Below are 24,486 nucleotides of genomic sequence, written 5' to 3'. Positions count from 1 at the left end.
TCAGGCCTCGACGACCAGATCTCCGACCGATTTCGCCTGGCAGGCCAGGATGAGACCGTTCGCCTTATCGTCTGCGGTCAAGGCGTCCTGGACCTCCATCGTGACGTTTCCTTGCAACAGATGCGTCTTGCAGACGCCGCAGACCCCGACCCGACAGGAATAATCGATCGAAACGCCCGCGCTCTCGGCCACTTCCAGGACGCTCTTGTCCGGAGGCAGCGCCACAACCTTATCGGATGTCGCAAAGCGAATGGTGGCCGTTGCAGGACCGACTGTCGCAGCCCCTCGATTGCTCGCCTCGGCGGCCGGCATTTGCTCTTCGGCCGCGACCTTGCCGGGAGGTGGAACGGCGCCGCGGGCCGGCCCAAAGGCCTCCGTCTTGATCTGCTCGCGCGGCACGCCGAGCCCGATCAACGTCTTTCTGAGCGCGTCCATCATTCCGGGCGGACCGCACAGGTGAACGCGTCGTCTGGCGAGATCGGGCACAGCCTGCGTCAGGAACTCGGCCGTGATCTGCCCCTCGCTTCCCATCCACGACGTGCCCGCGGCCCGCACCATCGTGGCCGCGACGTGCAGATTGCTCATCCTGCGCTGAAGATATTCCAGCTCGTCCCGGAAAATGAATTGCTCGGTCGTCTGCGCGCCATAGACGAGGTAGATCTGGCCGGGCCATGCAATATCCGAGGGATACCGGATCGCCGCCATCAGCGGCGTGATACCGACCCCGCCACCGATCAGGACGACGCTGTCGGCTTCCACGCCCGTGAATGTAAAGGCGCCTGAGGGGCCCGCCACTTCAACGAGGTCTCCCTCCTTCAGGTGGCCATGCATGTAGTCGGACAGAAGCCCGCCGTCTTCGCGCTTGATCGTGGTCTCGACATAGGCGGTCTGGGCGGCGGACGATGCGATCGTGTAGGAACGCCTGACGGCCTGTCCGTCGATCTCGATGGCATAGGTCAGGAACTGTCCCGGCAGGAATGCAAACGGAATCGCGCCGCCGTCTGGTGCTTGCAGACGAAAGGTCTTCACGTTCGGTGTCTCCTGATAGATCGCGCAGATCCTCAGCTTGCCCTTCCAGGAGCGGCTCGCCTCAACCCGCCGCGGATGGCGATCTGTCTCCTGGGAGGATGTCGCCTCGGGCTTGTCGTTCGGCACGCCGGCGGCCGGCGGGGACACGAGGGGCGCGGCAGCAGCCGGAGCGACCGCAGCGCGTGTCAGCCGATCGACCAGCGCGTTCGCCCGGCGCATGCGCGCGAGGTAGACGGCAAGCATCGCGAGCGAGAACAGCACCAGCAGCGCCATGGTCGTGACGTGAAACCAGGAGACCCCTGGCGTGCCGTCATCCGCGTCCATGGCGCCTTGCCGAGGCAGGAGGTTCATCTGCGATCTGAACCAGGCCTGTGCGATTTGCTGCGGCGGCTTGCCCTCGTGCAGCGAGCGCAGCGCGACCACGCCACTCTGGACGGCGTTCAGGGATTCGCGAAGCCGACGCGCCGCCTGATCCGCGGCAACGATGTCGCTCCCGGCAATGGCGTGCCGCAGATCCATCTCAGCACCTGCCAAGCGATCGGTCTCCGCGCTGATCCGCTCGCGCGCCTGGATCTCCAGATTGCTCCGCTGTTCGGCGGACAGCGACGGCATATCCATCAATGCCGGATAAAACTCCTTGCGCGGCCGGCCCATCATGCCGTCCATTCCACCCATCATCCCCGGCGTGGCGCCGCCGGGCGGCGCGCCGGCCGCACCGCCTGAGGAGCCGGACGCTGCGGGATGATGTGCGGCGTGGTCGTCCTCTGCCTGCGCCAGCTCCCAACCCTGAGCGACCCGCCCTGTCGGATGCGCGCGGCCGAGGCCGAAGTCCGATGCGAGCGCGGCATTCGCCACAAGCTGGCTCGTGAGGACAACGAGCGCAGACAGGCCGGCTCGACATCGAAGGGGCAGACCGAACATGATCTCGCTCTCGATTCCAGCGCTCAGAACGACGCAATCAGAGGCAGCAGGATCGTGTCTGCGGTCTGCTTCTGGCTCTCGTTCAACGACGCGTAGAGCCGCGTGAAGGCCACGCGAGCCGCCTTGAGCGCCTCCAGGCGCTCGGACAGGTGCCGCTCGTAATGCTCCAGACGGTCGGCGCTTCCCAGCCTGTCATCCATCGCGAGCATCTTGCGCGCATCCAGCAGGTGCTGCCGGCTCGACCGCAAGGCATCCGCCACATTATTCCAATCGGCAACCTGCTTGTCGCTGATCTGCAATTCCGCCTTCAGAAATGCGATCCGCCCTTCGAGCCGCTCGGTCACGTCCGCCGGGCCACTCATCGCGCCGTTGCTGCCAGACGAACTCATCTGGCCGCGCATCATCTTCTCCATCATTTGCATCATCTGCATCATGCCGGAATTGTCCTGGCAGCCGGCGCCCTGGCAGTCCCGCATCTGGCCTTGCGGCGGCATCTTCATCTTATCGTCGTTCATCTGGCCGCCGCTCATGTTCTGCGGCTGACCCGATGGCTGTCCCGTATTCATCTTGCCGCTGGAATCCGACGGTGCAGGCATCTTCGACATCTTGTCGTCGTCCATCATCGCGACGCGAGTCAGATCGGTTGCAGCGACTGCGGACGACAGTCCACCCGGACCCAGCACGAGGACGGCAAGGGCGGCTGCGCTCACGACAAATTTCTTCGGACGATTCATGGTCATTCTCCAGGGTTTGATTCGGATGGTCGTCTGCTCATCGAGATCGACGATGAGGGCAGCGAAGAGCGGGTCAGGCCATATAGACGCGACGCGCCGGAAACTCTTACGCACGGAGACGTCAAAGGCCGCCGCGTGCTGCATCGCTCACCTCCCTGTCATGCCTTCGCCACGGCCATCGCCCCTCGATTTCAATCTGGAGCGAGAAGCTCAGGAAAGTGCGGATCACGATGATCAAGGCCAGGATGCCGAGCCGGTCGAACGACGGCACGATCGCGACCATTCCGATGATGTCGGCGGCAATCAGGAATTCGAGGCCAAGCAGGATGCCGCGACCGAGGTTCGCGCGATAGGAACGAAATGCGTCTGCAGGCGCACCGCGCCACATCTCGTTCAACGACCAGACCGTTGCGGCAACCACGCCGCACACGATCACCACCACGCCAAGCAGCTCGATCGTCGATGCGGTCCAGTGCAGGCCATGCAGGATGACGCCCTGCACGTCCTCGGTGAAAATCAACTCGGAAGTTATCATTCGCCCGCCTCCCCGCCCTGCCCGGACGAGCGGCTTCTGTCCACGCCCTTCGACCAGGTCCGGTAGTAGGCAACGCCCGTCATGATCCAGAGGCCCGCGGCTCCAACGATGAGCTGAGCCGGGATTCCCTCCGATCCAAAATCAAGCAGGAAATGCGCGATGAACGAAAGGAAGAGACCGACGCAGAACACGGGCAAGGATTGCTGGCCACATCGAATCAACGGCTGCAGGAAAGGCGACTTCAGTCCCGGCCAATCGATCGGAACGAGCGAGACGACGATGAGCACCAGGCTCGCCAGATGAATGACCCGATACGGGCTGAGATTGGTCTTGTCGTTCGGTACGAAGACGGCGACGAGTCCCTCGGGGAGGTAGTCCCTGAGCCCGGGAATTCGCTCGGCCAGTGTCATCACAAGCGCGAAGAGCAGAAAGCCGCCGCTCATGACAAGGAGCGTGCGGGACGACAGCAGCCAGCGACTTGCGGTCGCCCCTCCCAATGCCAGCCAGGCCCCGAATACGAAGAGCAGTTGCCAGGTAAACGGATTGAAATACCAGACCCCGGCCGGATAGGCGGGCAAGTTCCAGCCGTAATGGCGGGCGGCCAGATAGAGACCGAACGAGCTGATCATCACCGCGTTCCGCCATCGCAACATGAACCAGAGCACGACGGGAAACGCAGCCATCAGCACGATGTAGAGCGGCAGGACGTCGAGATTGAGCGGTTTGAACTTGAGGACCAGGCCTTGCGAGAGCGTCTCGACGGGAAAGTCCATCAGTGGCGCGACGTTGAACTGATCCATCAGGTGAAGGTCGTCGAACCTGTGCGCGAGGTAATGCACGGCGGTGAGATAGACGAAAAACAGCAGAAGGTGGGCGACATAGAGCTGCCATACCCGCCGCAGCAGCCGGGTTGCCCCGATGACGAAGCCACGCTCCATCATCATGGTGCCGAACACGAACGTCGCGGTGTAGCCGGAGATCAACACGAACAGATCGGCGCCGTCGCTGAAGCCGTAATTGCGCGTCGTGAACCAGACCAGCACCGAATTCGGAATGTGTCCGAGGAAGATCAGCCAGTTCGCCAGACCGCGAAACAAATCCAGCCGGACATCGCGCCGGGGCTTGGCCAGCACCGATCTGATCATGATCGTCTCCCAGAGCCGGCGGCGCAGCAGAAATGCAACTTGCAGCGGCCGACCGGCCACCTGGATCGTCTCGTCAATCAAGAGCGTGCTTCCCATTCTCGCGCGATGTTTGCGGATCGCAACCGCGCCGCGATGCTCTATCCACTCGCGAGCCGGCACGCTAGGTGGCGTCGTTGATGCCCTTTTGACGGACATCAAACTCGAGCGATGCACCGGCCAAATCTTTTTTTTCGCGCGGTCTTGTAATGAGTTGAGACGCCTCTCGTCCTCGAGTCATTCGATCGACATCGCCATCTTTCCAGCAACGCCTCTTGCCGGCACTGCAAGTGATCGAGGGCACGACATGAAGTCATCGAATTCGCGAGATCGATGCAAATTTTTTTCTGTAAGAAGATCGATACTTCCCGTCGCCTGCTGCAACTCGACGATCCACGCATCGGCGCACGCAAGTGCCCGCGTCGACATTTGATTTTGCTCAACCTAGACAATCGCGCTCCGGGTTTGGTTGCCTCTCAGTCAAGCCACCGGGACTTGATTGACACCAACTCGACAAGTTCAAACAGGAGAAACCAGAATGAGTCACCGCAAGCTGATCGTCGCTGCCGCGATCATGTCGCTCGTCGCGTTGCCCGCCTTGGCGCAGACGAGCACGACCAACACCACCGACGAGAAGAACGGCCACCACTATTCGGGCGGGCCCAAGACCGAGGTCCCGCACCACATGGGCAAGAAAGAGAGCGACGGCGGATCGACCAGCGGATCGGGCGGCAGCCACCATTACGGCGGCGGACCGAAGACGGAAGTCCCGCATCACATGGGCCCGAAGAAGGAGCAATGACGATCGCGCTGTGATCTCGCGGCTTGCGAGCCGCGGGATCACCGCAGAGCCCTATGTCCTAAGCTCGCAATTGATCAGACCCGTCGACTGAGATTTGAGCTGATTGTAAGACGAGGTCCGTTCAACTCGTTCCAAGAAAGAGCGCAAGATGGCTCAGATTTCCGGATATGTCGTGGTCACAGTTACCGGCTTGTCATCGGCCGGCACCGTCGCTGCGCCGGGCCTCAAGGTTGGAGATCGTGTCATCCAGGCCTCGTCACCCTCCCTCAATGGCAACGTGAACATCTTCGAAGCCGTCGTCACGGTCGATGATCAATTGCAACAATTCACCGCTTTCGGTGCTTCGACAGCGGTCACATTCGAAATCCTGGCGCTCCGCCTTTGACACGCCAGCCTCAAAACGAATTCGCCCGGGAGCGGTCATCCGCTCCCGGGCGATTATCTGGACGTCGTAGGATTTAGTTCGGCACCGCAGCCTTCGGCGCGGGCTTGGCCGCGACCGCATTCGCGGTGACGCCATGCAGGAAGTCGTAGGCCGCGTGCAGGGCCTTGTCGTCCTCCTCTTTCGGCGGGACGTAGGACTGCGATCCGGTCTGCTCGGTGCCGTCGGCAGCCTGCAGGTGGCCGCGCATCTGGGACTCCGCCATGGTATCCATCCGGCCCTTCAGCTCGGGCGGCACGTCCTGGAGGATCTCGATGTCGGGCGCAATGCCCTGGGCCTGGATCGAGCGGCCGGACGGCGTGTAGTAGCGCGCCGTGGTCAGCGCCAGCGCGCCATTGCCGGCGCCGAGCGGAATGATGGTCTGCACCGAGCCCTTGCCGAACGAGCGCGTGCCGATGATCGTGGCACGCTTGTGGTCATGCAGCGCGCCGGCGACGATCTCCGAGGCCGAAGCCGAGCCGCCATTGACCAGAACCACCAGCGGCTTGCCCTTGGTGAGGTCGCCGCCATGCGCGGTGAAGCGCTGGGTTTCCTCCGGATTGCGGCCGCGGGTCGAGACCACCTCGCCGCGCTGAAGGAACGCGCTCGACACCGACACGGCCTGGTCGAGCAAGCCGCCCGGATTGTTGCGCAGGTCCATCACATAGCCCGCGAGCTTCTCCTGCGGGATCTCCCTGGAGATCGCCGCGATCGCCTTCTTCAGGCCGTCGGTGGTCTGCTCGTTGAACGAGGTGACGCGGATATAGCCGATGTCGCCATTCTCGACGTGGAAGCGGACCGGCCGCACATGGATGATCTCGCGGGTGATCGCGATGTCGAGCGGGGCGTCGGCGCCCTTGCGCACGATGGTGAGCTTGGTCTTGGTGTCGACCGGGCCCTTCATCTTGTTGACGGCCTGCTCGAGCGTCATGCCCTGCACGGCATCGCCATCGATCTTGCTGATGAGATCGCCGGACATGATGCCGGCCTTGGACGCCGGCGTGTCGTCGATCGGCGAGACGACCTTGACCAGGCCCTCCTCCATCGTGACCTCGATGCCGAGCCCGCCGAACTCGCCGGAGGTGGTCTCCTGCATCTCGGTCCAGGCCTTGTCGTTCATGTAGCGCGAATGCGGATCGAGCGAGGTCACCATGCCGGTGATCGCGCCTTCGATCAGCTTGGCGTTGTCGGGCTTCTCGACATAGCTCGCCTTCACGCGCTCGAAGACTTCGCCGAACAAGTTGAGCTGTGAATAGGCATCATCCGCGCCCGCTGCCGCCCGTGCCGCCCATACTCCGCCGTGCGGACTAGCTACCAGAAGGGTCAAACACGCTCCGGTGAGCGCGCCCAGGGGGAACAGCAGGGTTTTCCGCATGGATAGGCTGGCCTTTTTGCTTGGCGGTTCTCTTGGGCTTGGGAGGCGCCATGCAAATGGCGATCCAGCCCGCTTCTCACAATACCATTCTGGTTTCTTCAAGGCCGGGACGCCGCGCCGGCGGGTACACCGTAAAAATCCCTTCGCCCGGACCTAAACTTTTGGCAACGTTCCGAAACCGTTTCATGCAAAGCAGGAATCGGTCGATCGCCCGCGCCTCGCAGCTATGCGATTTTAGGATGGTTTTGGAGAGCCGGACGGGTTAGGCGATGAAACAAGGCTTCAAATTCTCGGGAGGATAATAATGAACGAAAAACCCCGCATCCAGCCGGAAAGGAACGTCGAACTCGGCGCCAGCAGCGAGCCGTTCCAGAATCTGCACGAATTCATCCGCAAAGCACGCGCCAACCTCAACCAGAATGCCTGGGACTATATCGTCGGCGCCGCCGAGACCGAGACCACGATGCGCCGCAACCGGATGGCGCTGGACGAGCTCGCTTTTCGCCCGCGCGTGCTGCGCGACGTGCGCAAGGTGGATGGCTCCGTCGAGCAGTTCGGCCGCAGGATGCGCCTGCCGGTGGTGCTCGCCCCTGTCGGCGCGCTCGAGATCTTCGATCCGGATGGCGCCGCGAGCGTCGCGCGCGCCGCCGGCACCTTTGGGGCGGCGCACATGCTGAGCTCAGTGTCCGAGCCTGGCCTGGAGAAGACCGCCGCAGCCGCCCCCGACGCGCTGCGTCTCTACCAGCTCTATGTGCGCGGCGACGATGCCTTCGTCGCCGATGTCGTCAGCCGGGCCGAAAAGCACGCCTACGCCGCCTTCTGCCTGACCGTCGACACCGCCCATTACAGCCGTCGCGAACGCGACATCGCCAAGCGCTACGTTCGCGAGAGCCGCCTGCGCGCCACCGGCGGCGATTTCCAGAAAGGCCTGGAATGGCGGACCGTGAAGATGATCAAGGACAAGTTCAAGATTCCGCTGATCCTGAAAGGTATCGCCACCGCCGAGGACGCCCTGATCGCGCTCGATCACGGCGTCGAATGGATCTACGTCTCCAACCATGGCGGCCGCCAGCTCGATCACGGCCGCGGCGCCATGCATGTGCTGCCTGAGATCGTCGAGGCCGTGAAGGGCCGCGCCAAGATCATGGTCGATGGCGGCTTCGGCCGCGGCACCGACATCGTCAAGGCGATCGCGGCGGGCGCCGACCTCGTCGGCATCGGCCGGTTGCAATGCTGGGCGCTGGCGGCGGCCGGCGAAGCCGGCGTGACGCGGATGCTGGAGCTTCTGGAGGACGAGGTGCTGCGCTGCCTCGGCCTGTTGGGCGCCACCTCGTTCGCCGAGGTCAACAAGTCCTGCCTGCATCCGGCCACCGCGACGAACACGCCGAGCGTGTTCAGCGCGTTCCCGCTGTTCGACCACGAACCTTACCGGTACTGATCCGAAAGGACGCAATGACCTCGCTCTCTCCCGGCAGCGCGGATGCGCTTCTGTTCGACCTCGGGCGCGTCGTGCTCGACATCGATTTCTCCAAGGCGATCGCCTGCTGGGCGGGACACGCCGGCTGCAAGCCGGAGGCAATCGTTGCGCGCTATGTGCGCGACAGCGAGGCGTATCGGCTGCACGAGGTCGGCAAGATCAGCGACGAGGAGTATTTCGCCTCGCTACGGGCCTCGCTCGGGATCGGCATCTCGGATGCGCAATTCCTCGAGGGCTGGAACGCGATCTTCGCGGGTGAAATGCCCGATGTCGCGGAGCTGTTGCCGCGTGCGGCGAAGCAGATGCCGCTCTACGCCTTCTCCAACACCAACCAGCCGCATGTCGACCATTTCTCGAAGGAATACGCCGACCTGCTCGGCCATTTCCGCGAGCTGTACCTGTCGTCCAGCATCGGCCTGCGCAAGCCGGACGCGGCGGCGTTCGACCATGTCGTGGCGGCCATCGGTGTGCCCGCCAGGCGCATCGTGTTCTTCGATGACCTCGCCGAAAACGTCGAGGGAGCGCGAGCGCGCGGATTGACCGCGGTGCATGTGACCTCGCCCCGCGATGTCGGCGACGCGCTCGAGGCGCTGGGAATCTGATCGAGACGCATCGGCCGGCGGGTGAAACCGGGGAGCTCCCGGAACCGATCTAGCCGAGATGAGGAACCAAATCGCTTTGTACATTTTTATACAGAGTTCCGGGAACGGAATGCCCGCTTCCGGACTCTTGAGTCCGTTGGGACTTCTACAGACGGACGTATCATCGTGTTGGGCAAAACCTACCTCACCAAACAAGCCTCTCTTCTGCTCGAATTCGCCAGAACGACTTCGGATTCTGACCTCTCCGCCAAGCTGATCAGCAAGGCCGCCGACCTGAAATCCCAGGCCGATCCGCTGCCCGACAAGGATCAAGGCCCCAAGCCCCCTGACGTGGCTCCCGACGTGGCGCCGGACCTCCGTCCGGACCGCCAGACCGGTCGATGACCGATGCTGGCCGTGGCTCCCGTCATTGTCGTCCTTGCCATGGCCACGCTCGTTCCCGTCTTTCTCGTCCGTCAGATCATGCCGCGGCAGAGCTGACGGTCCCTCATGACTGGACGGATCAAGCAGGATAAATCCTGATCCGGTCCCATTTTGCTTCATCGCCCGCGCTCGGCTAGAACTCTTGCCGCCCATTCGTCCAGACTTTCCGAGCAGGAGTTTCGCCGTGGCCTTGATGCCGGTTTCTGACGCGCTCGCCGCGGTGCTGGCCGGTGCGGAGCCGCTGCCTGAAGAGATGATTCCCCTCGACGAGGCCTACCACCGCGTGCTCGCGCGCGACGTCGCGGCGCGGCGTACCCAGCCGCCCGAGGCGATGTCGGCCATGGACGGCTACGCCGTGCGCGCAGCCGATGCGGCCAGGGTCGACGCGCAGCTCACCATGATCGGCGAGGTCGCGGCGGGCCGGCCGTTCGCGGGAGCGGTCGGCGCCGGCGAAGCGGTGCGAATCTTCACCGGCGGCGTCGTTCCCGCCGGCGCGGACGCGGTCGTGATCCAGGAGGATACGGTCGCCGAGGGCAAGCGCATCACGATCAAGGAAGCCGCTATCGCCGGTCGGCACATCCGGCCCGCCGGCGTCGACTTCCGCGAGGGCGACGTGCTCCTGCGCAAGGGAACCCGGCTCACCGAGCGCGACCTCGCGCTCGCCGCCGGGATGAACCACCCAGACCTCCCCATCCGCCGCCGTCCGAAGGTCGCGATCCTCGCCACCGGCGACGAGCTGGTGATGCCGGGCACCACGCCGGGCCCCGGCCAGATCGTCTATTCCAACGGCTATGCCCTGCACGCCCTCGCCCGCCGGGAGGGCGCAGATACCATCGACCTCGGCGTTGCCGCCGATACGCTGGAGGCCACCACAGCCGGCATCCGCCGTGCCCGAGAGAGCGGCGCCGACATCCTGATCACGATCGGCGGCGCCTCGGTCGGCGACCACGATCTGGTCCAGCAGGCGCTGAAGACCGAAGGCATTGCGATGGCGTTCTGGAAGATCGCGATGCGGCCGGGCAAGCCGATGATGCAAGGCCGGCTAGGGGCGATGGGTGTGATCGGCCTGCCCGGCAATCCCGTGTCGTCCTATGTGTGCGGCTTCCTGTTCATGGTGCCGTTGATTCGCGCCCTGTCGGGCCGCGCCGTGATTCACCATCGTCGCGAGCGCGCCGTGCTCGGCCGCGATGTCGGTGCCAATGACCAGCGCGAGGACTATCTTCGTGCGCGCCTGGAGCGGCGCGACGACGGCATGCTTGTCGCCCTTCCCGTCAATCATCAGGATTCCTCGCTGCTTGCGAATCTCGCTGCGGCGCAGGCACTTCTCGTGCGCGCGCCGTTCGCGCCGAAGGCCGAGGCAGGCGCGCCTTGCGAGGTGCTGCGACTGCCCGCCTGAACGCACTGGTCCTGCGCGTTCCGCGAACTTTGTCGCGTTCACGGTAAATTAAGCAGTTGCGGAACACATATCGAACATATAGTGTCCGTTCATGATTTGTTTCGAGCATCTGGCGGCTCGCCGCTGAATTCACCGTCTCGGAATCGAACGACATCAACCGGGGGATTTGGTCGAGATGTTAACGCGCAAACAATACGAGCTTCTGCGATTCATCAGCGAGCGTTTGAAGGAAAGCGGTGTGCCGCCCTCCTTCGACGAGATGAAGGACGCGCTCGACCTGCGCTCGAAGTCAGGCATCCATCGCCTGATCACCGCACTGGAGGAGCGCGGCTTCATCCGGCGCCTGCCCAACCGGGCCCGCGCGATCGAGGTGATCAAGTTGCCCGAGCTGCAGGCCGCCGCTGGCAACCGCCGTGGCTTCACGCCGAGCGTCATCGAGGGCAATCTCGGCAAGGTGCGAGCGAGCTCCAGCGCGGACGAGGGCGAACGCCCCGTTGCGGTGCCGGTGATGGGCCGTATCGCGGCCGGCACGCCGATCGAAGCGTTGCAGACCCGCAGCCACACCATCAGCGTACCGCCCGACATGCTCGGCTCGGGCGAGCACTACGCGCTCGAAGTGCGCGGCGACTCGATGGTCGAAGCCGGCATCCTCGACGGCGACATGGCGCTGATCCAGCGCAATGAGAGCGCCGACACCGGCGACATCGTGGTGGCGCTGATCGACGACGAGGAAGCGACGCTGAAGCGCTTCCGCCGCCGCGGCGCCTCGATCGCGCTCGAGCCCGCCAATGCGGCCTATGAGGTCCGCATCCTGCCGCCCAACCGGGTGAAGATTCAGGGCAAGCTGATCGGCCTGTACCGGAAGTACTGAGCGTGATCCGGACTGGAGGGCCGCGTTAGCACAAAGTGCGCAGCGGTTTTCCCTCGCGACAAGCGCAGGACGCGCTTGCGCGGAGATCATGCTCAAACAATCACCTAAAGCGCGGCCCGCCGGTTGGCGACCCGCGCGTTGACGATTGTCCGCTCCGGCTGGATAGTCTTTCTGGTTTTGCTCAGATTATCCGGCCCCTCTCTAGCGCTACATCCTCGCGACGCCGCACGAAGCCCTCATCGCTTCGTGGCCCTGGAGATCGAGGAGGCAATCAATGCGCAAGATCGTTTTGAGCACCGTCACGGTGGCGCTGATCGCAGCATCCGCGTCGGCATCGCAAGCCTTCGCCGCGCAGTCGCACCATGCCCGCAAGGCAACGCCGACGACGGCGAGCGAGCAATTGCGCAACGCCGTCGCGCAGCCGTCGCAACCCGCCTGGCAATATTCGGGCTGGTCGGCACCTGCTGGTCGCTGACGAAGATGCACGCCAAATGCACGGAAGCGGTTTTTGTTCCTGACGCATTTGAAAAAGATATTGTGATGGCAGCCTGCGAAGCCAAGCCGCAGATTTGCCTACAACCGAGAAGACGCTAACATGCTTCCACTCTGATAGAGGCCAGTGCCTCCGAAGGAGGCGCGGGTCGCTATCCCTGAATGAGGAGCACCCGATGTGTGACTACAGCCTGCATGCCGTCGCGACGCGTCCCGCACAAGTCGGCGAGACGATCGTCACGACCACCTTCCGCGGCACCTCGACGCGCGGCTTCGCCTCCGAGGCCGACATGTCCGTCGCGGTCTGCCTGCTGCCGGGAACGGAGCTCGCCTTCGCCGACAACGTCCGCTACGACAATCGCTGGATCTGGACGCGCACCATCAACTCCCGCGTCGGCAAGTTCGGCAAGATCGATCCGCACATTCCCGATCGCCATCATGACGCGATCGAATTCCCCGACGGCAAATACGTACTCGTGACGCAACTCGTCGAAGGCCAGCGCGCGACCGTGCTGCAATTGCCGGTGACCCAGCCGGCCGGCGAGCGTGAACACAAGCCGGAGATCATCGCTGACAGGCCGACGATCACACGCCTGCCGATCGGCTGATGTACCTCCCCCCGGCGCAGAGGTCGGGGCCGGGATTGAAATTGCCATCGCCGGCCGTGGCCGGCGAGATGGTATGATTTGCGTCTTCCGGAATCTTCCGCCGAGATCAGGCTCGCACCTGCCCATCGCACGAAGTTTGCGCGGCCCTGCCTGAATTTTGAACGTCCGTTCCGCGGCCAGATCGCCGATGCTGTCAAAGGCTTGAGGCGGCGGACACGTTCGATGAAAACCTTCATTCGCGTCGTTGAACTCTGGGTGCCGGACCGGACGCGCATGCGGCTGGAATTCGGCGGCGGCCTCTACGGCGAAGGGCTGTCTGCGTTCAAGGCCGTGAGCGAGCACTTGCGCTTCGGATACGACGAGGGCCTTCCCGGCAAGGCCTGGGCCAGCGGCCATCCCGTGATCCTCACTAAATTCGCCAACTCCTATTTCAAGCGGACCGACCAGGCGCTCGCGGCCGGCCTCACCTGTGGCGTGGCGGTGCCGGTGTTTTCAGGCGAATTCTTGCAGGCCGTCATGGTGCTGTTCTGCGGCGACGACGAGGCGCATGTCGGCGCAATCGAGCTCTGGCACAACGATCCCGATAGCTCCCACGAGATGGGGCTCGTCGACGGCTACTATGGCACCGCCGACATGTTCGAATTCAACTCCCGCCACACCAGGTTTCCCCGCGGCTTCGGCCTGCCCGGACGCACCTGGAAAGCGGGCCTGCCGCTGATCATCAAGGACCTGCACAACGCCAGGAGTTTTCTGCGCTGGGAAGACGCCGCCGAGGTCGGGATCAATCTCGGCGTCGGCGTGCCCTATCGGACCGGCACCGACCAGACCTGGGTGCTGACTTTCCTGTCCGCACAGGCGACGCCGATTGCGCGACGCTTCGAGATCTGGGTGCCGAACGAGGCCCGTTCGGCACTGGTCTTTCGCGCCGGCGATTGCAGCGCGCAGACAGACCTTGCCGCGCTCTATGCGGACAGATCCATCGGCAGGGGCGACGGCAGCATCGGCGGAGCCTGGGCCACCGGCATGCCCGCGCTCAACGACGATCTCGGGCACGACGGCTCGGCCGCAGCCGCGGAGGCCCGCGCAATCGGACTGAGCCAGATGGTGGCCCTGCCGGTGATCGGGAGTGCTGGGCTCGAAGCCGTGCTGGCCTGGTACCTGTAGCCCGTCCGCTCAATCCTCGGCCTGCAGGTCGGCCTCGGACGGCGTCGCGTCCCGGTTACGGGGGGCTGCCGCCTGCGGCGCAAGGCTCGCGCTGAAATCGCCCTCGCCGGCGGTCGCCGGCGACCACGGACGATCGGTGCCTCTCGCTTTCACCGCCTGAACCGCAAAGCCGTCGCCGCGCCGTGTCAGAGCGAGCGCGCCTTGCGCCGCGAGTCGCTGCCGGTCGACCACCATCGCCACACAATCCGCTGGCGCCGGTCGCGCCGTCACCACCAGCGCAGCGCGGCTGCAATCATCCGCCAGAGCGTCGATGCGCAAGGCCAGCGCGACCAGGCGCCCGTCGGCGAGCGGCGTCACGCAGCCGGCCTCGTCGCACGACACGCCGGCGGCGAGCGAGGGACTACCGGCATCGCGCGGATCGGCGTCGGCAGCCAACCACTCCTTCAGGAGAAAGCCGTCCTTGTTCGCCCGGATCATTTGCAGGTGCCCGTCCCTGCCCCGCACCGCGACACTCTGGCCGTCCCCGGCGATCAGGATATCCGGCTGCCGGCCTGCCAGCCCCCAGAGGATCGCGACCAACAGCACCAGCGCGCCTGACCAGCGTAAGGGCGTGCGCAGCAGGCCCATCACGATGATCCCGAGGCTCGCCGCGATCAGCGGCGCAATGCCGAACGCCGGGATGCGGCCGACCGCGCCCGGCAGCGCGGCCACCCAGCGCGAGACCGCGACCATCCAGTCGATGCCGATCCCCATCAGCCACCAGAACACGCCGTCGAGCCCGAACGGCGCCGCGAGCAATCCGAGCAGTCCCGCCGGCATCACCAGCGCCGACACCACCGGCATCGCCCCGAGGTTGGCAAGCACGCCGAACGGGGTGACGCGGTGGAAGTGGAAGGCGGCATAGGGCGTGGTCGCAAGCCCCGCGATCAGCGAGGCCAGGAACAGCATCGCGATCTCGCGGCCGCCCCACATCGCGATGCGCGCGGTCGCCGAATGATCGGGCGAAGCGAACAGGTTCGGCATGCCGATCTGCACCAGCGCAACCAGCCCCAGCGTTGCCGCAAACGACATCTGGAAGCTCGGATGCACCAGCGCTTCGGGCGCGACCGCGAGCACGATCAACGCGGCCACGGCAAGCGTGCGGAAGGTGATGGCGCGTCGGTCGACCATGACGGCGATCAGCACCACGGCGGTCATGAAGAACGAGCGTTGCGTCGCGACCTCCGCGCCCGAGAGCAGCAGATAGAATGCGGCGGCCACCAGCGCCGCAGCCGCCGACCATTTCTTGATGGGGAAGCCGACCGCCAGTCCCGGAATCAGAGCGAGCAGCGCGCGGACCGCGAAGAACACGACGCCGGCGACCACCGCCATGTGGTAACCGGAGATCGAGAGCACATGGCCCAGCCCTGAAATGAACATGGCATCGTTGACGGGCGTGGTGATCGCGTCGCGCCGCCCCGTCAGCAGCGCCGTCGCGATCGCGCGATTGTCGCCTTCGAGCATTGCCCGGATGCGCGCGTCGATCGCATCGCGCAGGCCCTGCATGAAGGCGGCATAGCGCAGCCGCAAGCCACCGGCATCGGGCGGCACCGCAGCCGCGATCGCCCCCATCACGAAGCCGGAGGCGCCGATGCCCTGGAAAAACATGTCGCGCGAGAAATCGTAGCTGCCGGGGCGCACCGGCGAAATCGGCGGCATCAGCCGCGCCTTCAACTGCACGAAGCTGCCGACCTCCGGCGCAGTCCCCTTGCGCACCGAGAGGCGCACGCGCTCCAGCTTCACCTCGCTCCGCTGCGCCTCCATCGCGGTGACACGCAGCACGAAACGGTCGGTGCGCTCGCGGATGTCGCGCGTCTCGACGAAGCCCGACAACGACACCGAATAGAGCGGTTTTGCGAGAACGGTGTGAGCAATGCGCGCCGTCTTCCAGGTCGCCACGGCAAAACCGGCCGCAATCGCCGCGATCATGATCGCGGGGGCGAACAGCCGGCTCCGCCGCAACAGGACGGCGCCAAGCATGAGCGCGGCCGCTATCGCGGCAACGACCCACAGCACCGGCTCGTGATCGGCGGTAAAGTAGAGTGCGATGCCGCTGCCGAAGGCGACCGGCACCCACGGCAACAGCCGCCCGGCGCCGGCCTCCGCGCGCATCCATCCGCGCATCGCCTCGACGAGTGCGGGCCAGGCGCCAAAGCCCGCCGGCGCAAACCCGCCGGCCGGAGCAGCCCGGCCAACGGGCCAGGTCCCCGCAATCCCTTGGGACCGTGCTGGCCGGCCCGGCTCTGCCATTCCCTGCACCTTGCGATACGCGACGGAGGCCGAGGCTACCGGAACGTGCAGGGCGGCGAATAGCGGTACAGATCAGGAACGAACTCGATCGAGCCCTACTTTTCCTCTTCCATCGTCACGGCGACATCCGCCTTGGCCGACAGCCGGACCTTGTTGCCCTCGACGCCGGCGACGAGGCCCTTGTCGATGAAGTGATGATGGCCCCTGTGGCTGCCCTCGCCGCTGTCCTTCTTGGTCAGTTTGATCCGATGGCCCTCGACCTTGTCGACGGTGCCGATGTGGACGCCGTCGGCACCGATGACTTCCATATGCTCTGCAATGTTCTGCATGGCGGGCTCCTCGTTGGGGACCCACACAACGCCCGAGAGGTCCTTTCCGTTCATTCGTGACACGACCGCCCGGCGCGATGGGCGACCGTTCTGTCTCTGGACGGGGGCAGCCTGGGTTCGGGTCGATTGAGCCGAAAGTCTCATAAGGGGCCGGCCTTGGCAGGATTAAACTGCTCTCCACGCCTCCCCCGCACAGACGGGCCAGGTCGTGACAGCTCGCGGTACCGAAGGCCGCCGAAGCTCTTCTCAGGTGGTTCAAGGTTCCTCTGAGACCAGGCGTTGCGGACGCAACTCGCAATTCTCGCCTGTAGCGTCGCACACCAAACGCACTCCGCGAGCGAACTGGCGCTGAAATGCGCGAGGAGTGGGTTTGAATTTGATAGGAGCAGCACATGGCAGTTCAAGTACCGCACGATTTCCGCCGCGTGATCGTTGCTGCATCGGTGGGAAACGTCATCGAATGGTATGATTTCTATATCTTTGGCAGCCTGGCCGCCGTTCTGTCGGTCAAGTTCTTCGAGCAATCCCACCCGGTTGCAGCCCTCCTCAGCACGATCGCTCTGTTCACTGCGGGCTTCCTGATCCGCCCCCTGGGAGCCTTCCTCTTTGGATGGATGGGTGACAGGGTCGGACGAAAATATACATTCCTCATCACGCTGAGCGGAATGGGACTGGGTACGGGGGCAATCGGGTTGATCCCGACCTACCAGTCCATCGGTCTAACGGCGGCGTTCGTTCTGTTCGGCCTGCGCATGATCCAGGGTCTGTGCTTGGGCGGCGAATATGGCGGCGCCATCACCTATGTCGCGGAGCATGTGCCGGACGACAAGCGCGGCTACTACACCGGCTGGCTACAGACCTCTCCGACTCTCGGCATCGTGGTGTCGCTGGCCGTGATCGTCCTGACCCGGACCTGGTTCGGCAATCAGGTCTTCGACGAATGGGCCTGGCGCGTTCCGTTCCTGGTGTCTTTCCTGCTGGTGGCCATCGCGATCTACATTCGGCTCCAGCTCCAGGAGACGCCGATCTTCCAGGAGATCAGGGCCCGCGGCCAAATGACGACGAATCCGTGGAAGGAGGCCTTCCTCAGCTCCAACATCAAATACATCGGGATCGCGATCGTGGTCCTGATCGGACAGGGCGTGGTCTGGTACAGCGGCCAGTTCTGGGCGCTGTACTTCCTGCAGCAGGTCTCCAAGGTGGATGCGCTGACCTCGGCCTACATCGTGGGAGCTGCGCTGCTGATCGCAACGCCGAGCCTGATCTTCTTCGGCTGGCTGTCGGATCAGATCGGCCGCAAGCCGGTGATCCTGGGCGGCATGCTGCTCGCTGCGATCACGTACTATCCGCTCTATCTGTGGCTGGGAACGGTCACGCAGCCCGGCAACATCAACTATCCGACCGCGATCTTCATCATCTTCATCCTGGTTTGCTACGTCGGGATGGTGTACGGGCCGGTCGGCGCGTTTCTGGCGGAATTCTTCCCCGCCAGGATCAGGTACACGTCGGTCTCCGTGCCGTACCACATCGGCAACGGTTGGGGTGGCGGATTGGTGCCGTTCATCACCTCGGCGGCATTCGCCGCGACCGGCAGCATCGGCTACGCGCTGATCTACCCGATTGCGGTGCCTGCGGTGTGCTTCGTGCTTGCGGTCTTCCTGATGCCGGAGACTCGCAAGATCAGCATCTGGCAACCGATCGAGCCCAGAGCCGCATTGTAACGTAGCCACCTCTCCTCCGGCCGCCAGCCGATGGCGGTCGGAGAGAAGCCGGCAACCTCTCGTCTCAGCCGGCGCGGTGAGGCCAGTGATCGTGCCACCAGGTGCTGAAGTCGCGATCGGTCATCAATTCCCAAGCAGCGAGCAAGATCACCAATAGGCCCGACAATACGCTGCTGACCGTGGCCGATACGGGCTCATAGCCAATGGACCAAGGCGCCAGCACCAGAGCCAAGCCCAGCAGCATTTCGCCCCACTCTTCCAGGTAGGACGGGACGACAAAGGCCTCCACGGCAAACAGCATGACGCCGAGCCCGAGTGCGATGGTGATCCAGACAGCAGCCCCGGATATGCCGAGGACGAAGGACGACAGGACCAGCCACACGCCCACCAACAGGCTACCAGCGTCTTGCCAATGTTGGATGCGCATGATGCTCACCTCCCTTCTCGTATTTATGTGGGGGCGCACCGATGAAGAATCATCCCTCCGACCTGCGCTGTGTTGCCGCGACCAGGAGCCGGCGCCCCATCCGGCCGCCCATGCCCCGGAAAGGGCCCTTGCAAGTGCGGCGCACCAGGATGCAGACTATCGGCGCTTGACAGGTGTCAATGTCTGCCGTTCTCGGCCCACCCGGTTCGCGCCCAGAACAAGAGGGAGATGACGCCATGCGAGAAATGGAAATCCACGATTATGCGCGGCAGTTGCTGGAAGCCCATGGCCCGAAGGCCATTGCGGAGGCCGCTCAAAACGCCATCGACCTCGAGCAGAAGGGCGAGCTCGAATTGGCAAAAACCTGGCGGCACATCGAAGACGCGATGAAGCTGATGCGCGGGCCGCATCAAAGCTGACTGCCGTCGCGCGAAGCTTGCCTGACTGCGGCGACAACGCCGAACGTGGACCACAGTCCGTCGCGAGCCGCTAGGTTGCGGCCGAACGGCTACGCGATCTCGGGACGCTGACCTGGGAGCGAAGCCATGGTTGCGAAATGTACGACAGCCGAAGACCTCGTGAAGGCGATCACGGACGAGAAAGTCCAGATGATCGATTTGCGGTTCACCGACCTGCCGGGGGTGTCGCAACATTTTTCCGTCCCCCCGAGCGCGGTGAATGCCGATGCACTCAATGAGGGCATTGGATTCGATGGCTCATCGATCCGAGGCTTCCAGGAGATCCAGGAAAGCGACATGCTGGTCGTCGCCGATCCGACGACGGCATTCGTCGACCCCTATAGTCCGGCCAAAACGCTGGTTCTCATCTGCAACATCCGCGACCCCGTGACCGGCCAGTCCTATAGCCGGGATGCCCGCTACATCGCCCAGAAAGCCGAAATCCACCTTAAGGGCACCGGGCGCGCCGATACGAGCTATTTCGGCCCGGAAGCGGAGTTCTTCGTCTTCGACGAGGTGCGCTACGCACAGGGTATCAACTACGCCATGCACGCAGTCGACTCCAGCGAAGGCAGCTGGAACACCGGCTCTGAGGAAGGGCCGAACCTCGGCCACAAACCGCGCCCGAAGGAGGGATACTTTCCCGTTCCCCCGACCGACAGCATGCAGGCGCTACGCACCGAAATGGTGCTGACAATGGAATCTCTGGGGATCCAGATCGAGGCCCATCACCATGAAGTCGCAACCGGCGGCCAGAACGAGATCGACATGCGCTTCACCACCCTCACCCGGATGGCCGACAACCTGATGATCTACAAATACGTGGTGAAGAACACAGCGCATCAGCACGGCAAGACCGCGACATTCATGCCGAAGCCGCTGTTCGAGGACAACGCTTCGGGCATGCACGTTCACCAATCGCTCTGGAAGGGTGAGACCAATCTGTTCTACGACAAAGGTGACTACGCCGAGTTGAGCCAGCTCGGCCGCTACTATATCGGCGGGCTATTGAGCCACGCCTGGGCGTTGTGCGGGCTTTGCGCCCCCACGACGAATTCCTATCGGCGTCTGGTGCCGGGCTATGAAGCTCCGATCAACCTCGTCTACTCCCAGCGCAATCGCTCCGCCTGCTGCCGGATTCCAATGTATTCGCCGAATCCGCGCGCCAAGCGCGTCGAGTTTCGTTCGCCGGATCCGTCCTGCAATCCCTACCTGGCCTTCGCAGCAATGCTGATGGCTGGCCTCGACGGTATCGACAAGCAGATCGACCCCGGCAGCCCGATCGACAAGAATCTCTACGACCTCCCGCCTACTGAGGCGAAGGAGGTGAAGTCCACGCCAGGATCGCTGGACCAGGCGCTCGACGCGCTCGAGCGCGATCACGCATTCCTGCTACGCGGCGACGTCTTCACCGCCGACGTGATCGAAACCTGGCTCGACTACAAGCGCAAGAAGGAGGTCGACCCGATCCGCCTGCGACCTCATCCCTACGAGTTCCATCTCTACTACGACATCTAGCGGGCGGCGACCGCACCTGGCGGAGCCCTCCGCTGCTAGATCATCGGGACCCTCGACGAGGCATGGTGATTGACGATCTTCCAGTCGGCGTCCTCGCGCGTGATGACCCAGCTCATCTTGACGACGAGTTCCGGGCGTTCGCCCGCGAAATCGAACGACACGATCGCGGCCATGTTGATGATATCAGGACCGGCCTGCGCGGCCTGCACCTCGGAAAACGCAGCACTCGGCTTGCGCCATCGCGGCAGGCCATTGAAGTAATCGGCAACGCCGTCCCTGCCCCGATAGAGCTTCGGGTTAGAGCCGAAGAAGAACGCTCTCTTGGCATAGAGCGACGACAGCGCGGCCGCATCTAGCGTCGCGAAGCCGGAGCACCATTTCGCGATGATGGCGGAAACGATGGCGTCGGCCTCACTGCTCATGAGTGCCTCAACCTTTCGCGACTTCCTTCGCGAACGTGTCGCGCAGGCCGATGGTGCGTGAAAACACCGGCTTGCCGGGCGTCGAGTCCTTGTCGCGCACGAAATAGCCCTGGCGCTCGAACTGCATCGGCTCGGTGGAATTGCTCTCCGCGACCGATGCCTCGACTCGGGCATTGCTGAGAATCTCCAGCGACTGCGGATTGAGATCGGCGGCAAAGTTCGAGGCGTCCGGGCTCGGGTTCGCGAACAGCTGGTTGTAGATGCGGATCTCCGCCGGCTTCGACGCTGCCGCCGACAGCCAGTGCATGGTCGCCTTGACCTTGCGGCCGTCGGGCGCATTGCCGCCCCTGGTCGCGGGATCGTAGGTGCAGCGCAGCTCCACCACCTCGCCGCTCTCGTTCTTGATCACGCCGGTGCATTTGACGAAATAGGCGTAGCGCAGCCGGACCTCGTTGCCGGGCGACAGGCGGAAGAACTTCTTGGGAGGGTTCTCCATGAAGTCGTCCTGCTCGATATAGAGCTCGCGGCCGAACGTGATCTTCCGCGTGCCGGCGGAGGGATCGTCCGGATGGTTGATCGCCTCGAGCTCCTCGGTCTGCCCTTCCGGATAGTTCTCGATCACGACCTTGAGCGGCTTCAGCACCGCCATGCGACGCTGCGCGGTGCGGTTCAGCTCCTCGCGGATGCAGAATTCGAGCATGCCGACATCGACCACGCTGTTGGCCTTGGCGACGCCGATGCGCTTGACGAATTCACGCAGCGCCGCCGGCGGCACACCGCGACGGCGCATGCCCGCCATGGTCGGCATGCGCGGATCGTCCCAACCCGCGACATGGCCCTCGCGCACGAGCTGGGTCAGCACGCGCTTCGAGAGCAGCGTGTAGGTCAGGTTCAGCCGCGCGAACTCGTACTGGTGCGGCTTCGACGGCACCGGCAGCTTCTCGATGAACCAGTCGTAGAGCGGCCGGTGGTCCTCGAACTCCAGCGTGCAGATCGAGTGCGTGATGCCCTCGATCGCGTCCGACTGGCCGTGGGCATAGTCGTAGCTCGGATAGATGCACCATGCGTTGCCGGTGCGCGGATGATGCGCATGCAGGATGCGGTACAGCACGGGATCGCGCAGATTGATGTTGCCCGCGGCCATGTCGATCTTGGCCCGCAGCACGCGCGCGCCGTTGGGGAATTCGCCCGCCTTCATGCGGCGGAACAGGTCGAGATTCTCCTCGACCGTGCGGTCGCGGAACGGCGAGTTCTTGCCGGGCTCGGTCAGCGTGCCGCGGGAGGTGCGGATCTCCTCCTGGGTCTGGTCGTCGACATAGGCGAGCCCGTCGCGGATCAGCGTCTCCGCCCATTCGTACAGGCGGTCGAAATAATCCGAGGCAAAGAACAGGTTCTTGCCCCAATCGAAGCCGAGCCAGTGCACGTCGGCCTGGATGGAATCGATATATTCCTGCTCTTCCTTGACCGGATTGGTGTCGTCGAAACGCAGATGGCAGCGACCCGGAAACTCCTGGGCGATGCCGAAATTGAGCGCGATCGACTTGGCGTGGCCGATATGCAGGTAGCCGTTCGGCTCCGGCGGGAACCGGGTCACGATCTCCCTGTATTTGGCCTGATCGAGGTCGGCCTGAATGATGTCACGAATGAAATCGCGCCCAACCTCAGCTGCCACCGGTTCTGTCATTACGAAAATCCTGTAGGGGAATCAGCGGTCCTTCTGCCAAATTCGCGAGGCTGAGCCAAGAGCATAAGCAAGGCCTGGCAGGTCCGCCGTGGGCTTTAGTTATGCTCCGGTCCTGCTATACACCACCGCTTCCAATGCATAGGCCCTGCCAAGAATGACCGATTCCGTCGTCACCCGCTTTGCTCCCTCGCCGACCGGCTTCCTCCATATCGGGGGTGCCCGCACGGCGCTGTTCAACTGGCTCTATGCGAAGAAGCATGGCGGCAAGATGCTGCTCCGGATCGAGGACACCGACCGGGAGCGCTCCACGGAGGCGGCGATCGGCGCCATCCTCGACGGGTTGAAATGGCTCGAGCTCGGCTGGGACGGCGACGTCATCTACCAGTTCAGCCGCGCCGCCCGCCACCGCGAGGTCGCCGAGCAGCTGCTTGCCGACGGCAAGGCCTATCGCTGCTACGCCACCGCCGAGGAGCTCACCGCCATGCGTGAGAAGGCGCGCGCGGAGGGCCGCACCCGCCTCTATGACGGCATGTGGCGGGACCGCGACCCGGCCACGGCACCGAGCGACGTCAAGCCCACCATTCGCCTGCGCGCGCCGCAGACCGGCGAGACCGTGATCGAGGACCAGGTCCAGGGCCGCGTGGTCTGGCAGAACGAGAACCTCGACGACCTCGTCCTTTTGCGCGGCGATGGCAACCCGACCTACATGCTCGCGGTGGTCGTGGACGACCACGACATGGGCGTCACCCACGTCATCCGCGGCGACGACCATCTGATCAACGCCGCCCGCCAGAAGCAGATCTATGATGCGATGGGCTGGGCGCTGCCGAGCATGTCCCACATCCCCCTGATCCACGGCCCGGACGGCTCGAAGCTGTCGAAGCGCCACGGCGCGCTCGGCGTCGACGCCTACCGCGCCATGGGGTACCTGCCGGCCGCACTCCGCAACTACCTCGTGCGGCTCGGCTGGAGCCATGGCGACCAGGAGATCTTCTCGACCGAGGAGATGATCGCGGCGTTCGACCTCGCCAGCGTCGGCCGCGCCGCCGCTCGCTTCGATTTCGCCAAGCTCGAAAACCTCAACGGCCACTACATCCGCCACGCCGACGATCAATCACTCGTGAAGATGTTCGAGGATGTGCTGGACCACGTCGTGCCCAGCCGCGACGAGCTTAAGGCCAAGTTAAACGACACCACGCGCGCGCAGCTTCTCAAGGCCATGCCGGCCCTGAAGGAGCGCGCCAAGACGCTGATCGAGCTGATCGACAGCGCCTATTTCATCTTCGCCGACCGGCCCCTGGAGCTCGATCCCAAGGCGCATGCGCTGCTGACGCCCGAGAACCGCAAGCTGATCGGCCAGCTTCATTCCGCGCTGGAGAATGTCGAGACATGGAGCGGCGCCACGACGGAAGCCGCGCTGCGCGCCTTTGCCGAGGAAAATAGTCTCAAGCTTGGCGCGGTCGCCCAGCCGCTGCGGGCGGCGCTGACCGGACGGACCACGTCGCCTGGTATATTTGAGGTTTTGGACGTGCTGGGACGCCAGGAAAGTTTGGGTCGGCTTAAGGATCAGGCCAGGGACTAGGCAAGGACCAGGCTAGACGTAAGTC

At 64.1% G+C, this 24,486-nt stretch carries 24 protein-coding genes; 14 read left to right on the top strand and 10 right to left on the bottom strand.

The genetic code is table 11. The annotated features are described in order from the left end of the window. The 4 genes from ACVWW6_RS26980 to ACVWW6_RS26965 all read right to left on the bottom strand — a co-directional run bounded on the left by ACVWW6_RS26980 (position 1) and on the right by ACVWW6_RS26965 (position 4,445). Positions 1 to 1,950 (bottom strand): FAD-binding oxidoreductase, encoded by a 1,950-nt coding sequence (locus tag ACVWW6_RS26980; protein ID WP_456681635.1) that lies wholly within the window; start codon positions 1,948 to 1,950, stop codon positions 1 to 3. Between the two features lie 23 nt (positions 1,951 to 1,973). Further along, positions 1,974 to 2,684, bottom strand: coding sequence for a Spy/CpxP family protein refolding chaperone (locus ACVWW6_RS26975; protein ID WP_161537067.1), 711 nt, complete (start codon positions 2,682 to 2,684; stop codon positions 1,974 to 1,976). Between the two features lie 121 nt (positions 2,685 to 2,805). Further along, the gene (locus ACVWW6_RS26970) at positions 2,806 to 3,219 is read right to left on the bottom strand and encodes a DUF1622 domain-containing protein (protein WP_304568378.1); all 414 of its coding nucleotides are present in this window, start codon (positions 3,217 to 3,219) and stop codon (positions 2,806 to 2,808) included. Then, positions 3,216 to 4,445, bottom strand: coding sequence for an OpgC domain-containing protein (locus ACVWW6_RS26965; protein ID WP_456681634.1), 1,230 nt, complete (start codon positions 4,443 to 4,445; stop codon positions 3,216 to 3,218). The genes ACVWW6_RS26970 and ACVWW6_RS26965 overlap by 4 nt, the downstream gene beginning before the upstream one ends. A gap of 493 nt (positions 4,446 to 4,938) precedes the next feature. Between ACVWW6_RS26965 and ACVWW6_RS26960 the strand changes: the two genes are divergently transcribed. Together ACVWW6_RS26960 and ACVWW6_RS26955 are read left to right on the top strand one after the other, a co-directional pair. Continuing rightward, positions 4,939 to 5,202 carry a hypothetical protein gene (locus ACVWW6_RS26960; protein WP_060912373.1) on the top strand — a complete coding sequence of 88 codons (264 nt, stop codon included), beginning with the start codon at positions 4,939 to 4,941 and terminating at the stop codon, positions 5,200 to 5,202. 148 nt (positions 5,203 to 5,350) lie between these two features. Next, positions 5,351 to 5,587, top strand: coding sequence for a hypothetical protein (locus ACVWW6_RS26955; protein ID WP_080668037.1), 237 nt, complete (start codon positions 5,351 to 5,353; stop codon positions 5,585 to 5,587). Positions 5,588 to 5,660: 73 nt separating this feature from the next. On the opposite strand, the gene ACVWW6_RS26950 is transcribed toward ACVWW6_RS26955, so the two are convergent. Continuing rightward, a complete protein-coding gene (locus ACVWW6_RS26950; RefSeq protein WP_011087590.1) occupies positions 5,661 to 6,998 on the bottom strand; it encodes a S41 family peptidase in 1,338 nt (445 codons plus the stop codon). A gap of 304 nt (positions 6,999 to 7,302) precedes the next feature. On the opposite strand from ACVWW6_RS26950, the gene ACVWW6_RS26945 reads away from it, so the two are divergent. The 8 genes from ACVWW6_RS26945 to ACVWW6_RS26910 all read left to right on the top strand — a co-directional run bounded on the left by ACVWW6_RS26945 (position 7,303) and on the right by ACVWW6_RS26910 (position 14,031). Beyond that, positions 7,303 to 8,436 (top strand): alpha-hydroxy acid oxidase, encoded by a 1,134-nt coding sequence (locus tag ACVWW6_RS26945; protein WP_304546744.1) that lies wholly within the window; start codon positions 7,303 to 7,305, stop codon positions 8,434 to 8,436. Positions 8,437 to 8,450: 14 nt separating this feature from the next. After that, positions 8,451 to 9,077, top strand: coding sequence for an HAD family hydrolase (locus ACVWW6_RS26940; protein ID WP_060912376.1), 627 nt, complete (start codon positions 8,451 to 8,453; stop codon positions 9,075 to 9,077). Between the two features lie 165 nt (positions 9,078 to 9,242). Next, positions 9,243 to 9,461, top strand: coding sequence for a hypothetical protein (locus ACVWW6_RS26935; RefSeq protein WP_038967214.1), 219 nt, complete (start codon positions 9,243 to 9,245; stop codon positions 9,459 to 9,461). A gap of 223 nt (positions 9,462 to 9,684) precedes the next feature. After that, positions 9,685 to 10,896 carry a molybdopterin molybdotransferase MoeA gene (locus tag ACVWW6_RS26930; RefSeq protein WP_456681633.1) on the top strand — a complete coding sequence of 404 codons (1,212 nt, stop codon included), beginning with the start codon at positions 9,685 to 9,687 and terminating at the stop codon, positions 10,894 to 10,896. 175 nt (positions 10,897 to 11,071) lie between these two features. Further along, entirely contained in the window at positions 11,072 to 11,767 is a 696-nt protein-coding gene (gene lexA / locus ACVWW6_RS26925) for a transcriptional repressor LexA (RefSeq protein ID WP_011087594.1), read from the top strand. Positions 11,768 to 12,041: 274 nt separating this feature from the next. Further along, positions 12,042 to 12,242, top strand: a complete 201-nt coding sequence (locus tag ACVWW6_RS26920) for a hypothetical protein (RefSeq protein WP_375761905.1) — start codon at positions 12,042 to 12,044, stop codon at positions 12,240 to 12,242. A gap of 193 nt (positions 12,243 to 12,435) precedes the next feature. Further along, positions 12,436 to 12,867 carry a hypothetical protein gene (locus tag ACVWW6_RS26915; RefSeq protein ID WP_028171781.1) on the top strand — a complete coding sequence of 144 codons (432 nt, stop codon included), beginning with the start codon at positions 12,436 to 12,438 and terminating at the stop codon, positions 12,865 to 12,867. 222 nt (positions 12,868 to 13,089) lie between these two features. After that, on the top strand, positions 13,090 to 14,031 hold the full coding sequence (locus ACVWW6_RS26910; RefSeq protein WP_456681632.1) for a GAF domain-containing protein: 942 nt from the start codon (positions 13,090 to 13,092) through the stop codon (positions 14,029 to 14,031). Positions 14,032 to 14,040: 9 nt separating this feature from the next. On the opposite strand, the gene ACVWW6_RS26905 is transcribed toward ACVWW6_RS26910, so the two are convergent. Both ACVWW6_RS26905 and ACVWW6_RS26900 read right to left on the bottom strand, forming a co-directional pair. Beyond that, on the bottom strand, positions 14,041 to 16,320 hold the full coding sequence (locus ACVWW6_RS26905) for a ComEC/Rec2 family competence protein (RefSeq protein ID WP_456681631.1): 2,280 nt from the start codon (positions 16,318 to 16,320) through the stop codon (positions 14,041 to 14,043). Between the two features lie 95 nt (positions 16,321 to 16,415). Continuing rightward, complete coding sequence (locus ACVWW6_RS26900; protein ID WP_038967854.1) at positions 16,416 to 16,649, bottom strand: DUF2171 domain-containing protein; 234 nt, start codon at positions 16,647 to 16,649, stop codon at positions 16,416 to 16,418. A 392-nt stretch (positions 16,650 to 17,041) separates the two neighbouring features. On the opposite strand from ACVWW6_RS26900, the gene ACVWW6_RS26895 reads away from it, so the two are divergent. Continuing rightward, positions 17,042 to 18,370 carry an MFS transporter gene (locus ACVWW6_RS26895; RefSeq protein WP_011087600.1) on the top strand — a complete coding sequence of 443 codons (1,329 nt, stop codon included), beginning with the start codon at positions 17,042 to 17,044 and terminating at the stop codon, positions 18,368 to 18,370. 64 nt (positions 18,371 to 18,434) lie between these two features. On the opposite strand, the gene ACVWW6_RS26890 is transcribed toward ACVWW6_RS26895, so the two are convergent. Beyond that, the gene (locus tag ACVWW6_RS26890; RefSeq protein ID WP_161537065.1) at positions 18,435 to 18,797 is read right to left on the bottom strand and encodes an SPW repeat protein; all 363 of its coding nucleotides are present in this window, start codon (positions 18,795 to 18,797) and stop codon (positions 18,435 to 18,437) included. 236 nt (positions 18,798 to 19,033) lie between these two features. Between ACVWW6_RS26890 and ACVWW6_RS26885 the strand changes: the two genes are divergently transcribed. Both ACVWW6_RS26885 and glnA read left to right on the top strand, forming a co-directional pair. Continuing rightward, the gene (locus ACVWW6_RS26885; RefSeq protein ID WP_028171775.1) at positions 19,034 to 19,216 is read left to right on the top strand and encodes a hypothetical protein; all 183 of its coding nucleotides are present in this window, start codon (positions 19,034 to 19,036) and stop codon (positions 19,214 to 19,216) included. Positions 19,217 to 19,342: 126 nt separating this feature from the next. Next, a complete protein-coding gene (gene glnA / locus ACVWW6_RS26880; RefSeq protein WP_456681630.1) occupies positions 19,343 to 20,773 on the top strand; it encodes a type I glutamate--ammonia ligase in 1,431 nt (476 codons plus the stop codon). A 35-nt stretch (positions 20,774 to 20,808) separates the two neighbouring features. On the opposite strand, the gene ACVWW6_RS26875 is transcribed toward glnA, so the two are convergent. Together ACVWW6_RS26875 and ACVWW6_RS26870 are read right to left on the bottom strand one after the other, a co-directional pair. Continuing rightward, positions 20,809 to 21,195, bottom strand: a complete 387-nt coding sequence (locus ACVWW6_RS26875; protein WP_028171774.1) for a nuclear transport factor 2 family protein — start codon at positions 21,193 to 21,195, stop codon at positions 20,809 to 20,811. 7 nt (positions 21,196 to 21,202) lie between these two features. Further along, entirely contained in the window at positions 21,203 to 22,879 is a 1,677-nt protein-coding gene (locus ACVWW6_RS26870) for a glutamine--tRNA ligase/YqeY domain fusion protein (RefSeq protein WP_456681629.1), read from the bottom strand. A gap of 154 nt (positions 22,880 to 23,033) precedes the next feature. On the opposite strand from ACVWW6_RS26870, the gene gltX reads away from it, so the two are divergent. Beyond that, positions 23,034 to 24,461 carry a glutamate--tRNA ligase gene (gene gltX / locus ACVWW6_RS26865; RefSeq protein ID WP_304546794.1) on the top strand — a complete coding sequence of 476 codons (1,428 nt, stop codon included), beginning with the start codon at positions 23,034 to 23,036 and terminating at the stop codon, positions 24,459 to 24,461. Positions 24,462 to 24,486 lie beyond the last annotated feature (25 nt).

This window comes from Bradyrhizobium sp. USDA 3311 (assembly GCF_054062495.1).
The sequence above is the reverse complement of the archived record's forward strand: the minus strand, read 5'-3'. Positions and strand labels throughout refer to the sequence as shown.